The following is a 2,164-nucleotide window of genomic DNA, read 5'->3' on the forward strand; positions in this document are numbered from 1 at the left end:
ATATTTAGATTAGATTACTATTATACCATATAATGGGTAATTTCGATTATTGAAATTCGATATATCCTGATGTTCCGCTATCCCGTTACTTCAACAGACAAAGGCAGCCGATTGTGTGCCAGCTGCCTTCGTGACGTGATTGAACTATAGTTCTCCCGTTAGCTTAACGATGGATGCCAGATAAAGTATGCCATCCAAGCCTTCTTGCCTAATTAGGAGAGCTTTAGCACCATACGTGTCGTTTTAACATAGCTTTGCAGCTAAGCAATGTGAGCGGCTGATCCTTTGCCTGATCGGTGATGAAATCTCCACCTTACGACGCATCGCGCAAAAGCATAATGGCTACAGGAAATTGCGGACTCCCTTGGATTTAAGGATGTATTTTATTTTTCACGGTTGTTTAAAAAGCAAGTAGGCGTTTCTCCGTTGAATTTTCGCAAGTCGATCTAGGAGCAAGACCTTCCGCACTCTTTATCCTTTGATCGATATTCGCTAGGCGAACATCCGATATGCTTTTTAAATGCGCGCGAAAACGCATACAGGTCTGGATATCCGACGGACTGTGAGATTTCCGAAACCGTCAACGAATGGTCGTAGAGAAGCTGCTTCGCCCGGTCCATCCGCAGCTGTTGTACGTACTGTTGAGGTGACAAGCCCATTCTTTGGGTAAACGTCAACGTAAAATGAGAGCGATGTACGCCGGCCATTCTTGCTACACGCTCGATACTCAATTGCTCTGTGTAATGAAGCTGAAAAAATTCGACTGCCTCAGTAACCCAATCTTCTTTATGTCCATGGATTAGGTTTTTATCTCCCTTCTGCCCGTTAGCGGAATAGGCCACCGAATTTATCACCGGAAGCCTATTACTCAGTATGCTGAAGCTCGAACCAGACTGGTCCCAACCAGGAATCGATTCTGCACCAATCTCGCCAGACTTCATTCACCATGACCTTCTGGGGGCTCAAAGCGGATCCCGTTTCCAAACCATCTGGAGAACGAAAAAGCTTCGTCGTACTTTTTAACTGGACTTCCTGCTGGACCTCGCTTACCTCGAATAACGCCGGGTAACGCGGTGCGATCCATCTTTCTCCGTTCATCGTCTCAATCAAATAGCGGTTATCCCACTTTGCTTTAACTTTTACAGTTTGCGGCGCCAATTGCATCCCTGTAGGCTTGGTAAGGCCCGGATCGCTATAGAGTGACTCCACACCGAAAATCTCCAGACTCGTTTCAACCGGCATTTGATTTCCAAGTAGCGCGTTGTCTGGCATAATCCATGCCTTTCCAAGCCAGGTAGAGATCAAGTAAATAGGTACCAAATATCCTTCTCCATGCCCAACTCTCCTTTGACCGTTATCCAATATTGTAACCGTTTGAGGGGCTATGATTCCGGTAGTCTGCCCGTTTTCGCCCAGCAAGGTTGTGTTTTCAAATAAGGTAATTGTCTTCGCTGGAGATGAAACCTCGGTCGTTATGGTTGTTGTTGCGGATACTTCCCGACCCGACCCCCATCCGAATAATGCTATAACTACAACAAGTAGCGCTCTTTTTTTCATGTCACAACTCCTTATTTTTGACTAAAAGAAAATCGCCCCCCAAAAAAACAGACGGCTAATACAACACCCTACACGGATTCAATACCAATTAGACGCCTAAATTATGGAATATGTTTCAACTTAGCTAGCGTTCTACGTTAAGACAATGATAAAAGTCAAAAAAGCTGGATTACTACCCAACTAGATTTATTCAAAAGGTTTTATGTTTAGTCGCCTTTCCAGAATAGCCACCTTGTTCAATTGATGAACTCTTTTTATTCCAAAAGTAGTAATACGTAACGTCAGGTTCGTCTTTAAACATAACAGCTGTCTCATAAGTTTGGGATTTCATCCATGAGTAATTTATTCCAATAGATAAAATATCTTCTTTTTTATAACCATCTTGTTGTAATTTCCAAATGGTATCTGAAATCATGTTTTGCCTACTTATAATATCCCCAGTACGATATTTTTCGAAAGTTAGGTAACCAGATGAGTACAGTAAAAATAAAAAAAGAACAATGAACAAGATTTTGATTCCTTTTCTGACCACTGATTAACACCTCCGTTATTTCTCTGTTTTACTGCTGTTAATTTATTGGTTATTAGTTTAATCTAATACATATAA

Annotated in this window: 4 protein-coding genes; 1 reads left to right on the plus strand and 3 read right to left on the minus strand. The window is 42.0% G+C overall.

The features are described 5' to 3' along the window. Nucleotides 1-351 precede the first annotated feature (351 nt). Nucleotides 352-450, plus strand: a complete 99-nt coding sequence (locus GC098_RS39935) for an AraC family transcriptional regulator (protein WP_171643092.1) — start codon at nucleotides 352-354, stop codon at nucleotides 448-450. Here GC098_RS39935 and GC098_RS10330 read toward each other — a convergent pair. The 3 genes from GC098_RS10330 to GC098_RS10340 form a co-directional block, all read right to left on the minus strand. Continuing rightward, entirely contained in the window at nucleotides 447-941 is a 495-nt protein-coding gene (locus tag GC098_RS10330; protein ID WP_171643090.1) for a helix-turn-helix domain-containing protein, read from the minus strand. The genes GC098_RS39935 and GC098_RS10330 overlap by 4 nt on opposite strands. Next, complete coding sequence (locus tag GC098_RS10335; protein ID WP_171643091.1) at nucleotides 865-1,557, minus strand: hypothetical protein; 693 nt, start codon at nucleotides 1,555-1,557, stop codon at nucleotides 865-867. The genes GC098_RS10330 and GC098_RS10335 overlap by 77 nt, the downstream gene beginning before the upstream one ends. A gap of 190 nt (nucleotides 1,558-1,747) precedes the next feature. After that, nucleotides 1,748-2,089 carry a DUF3139 domain-containing protein gene (locus tag GC098_RS10340; protein ID WP_056832449.1) on the minus strand — a complete coding sequence of 114 codons (342 nt, stop codon included), beginning with the start codon at nucleotides 2,087-2,089 and terminating at the stop codon, nucleotides 1,748-1,750. Nucleotides 2,090-2,164: the final 75 nt, after the last annotated feature.

The sequence above is a fragment of the Paenibacillus phytorum genome, from assembly GCF_013141715.1.
Lineage (GTDB): Bacteria > Bacillota > Bacilli > Paenibacillales > NBRC-103111 > Paenibacillus_E > Paenibacillus_E phytorum.

What these genes read in the sequence shown, in the direction of transcription:
- GC098_RS10330 (WP_171643090.1), bottom strand. Translation starts at nt 941, where the DNA reads ATGAAGTCTGGCGAGATTGGTGCAGAATCGATTCCTGGTTGGGACCAG.
- GC098_RS10335 (WP_171643091.1), bottom strand. Translation starts at nt 1,557, where the DNA reads ATGAAAAAAAGAGCGCTACTTGTTGTAGTTATAGCATTATTCGGATGG.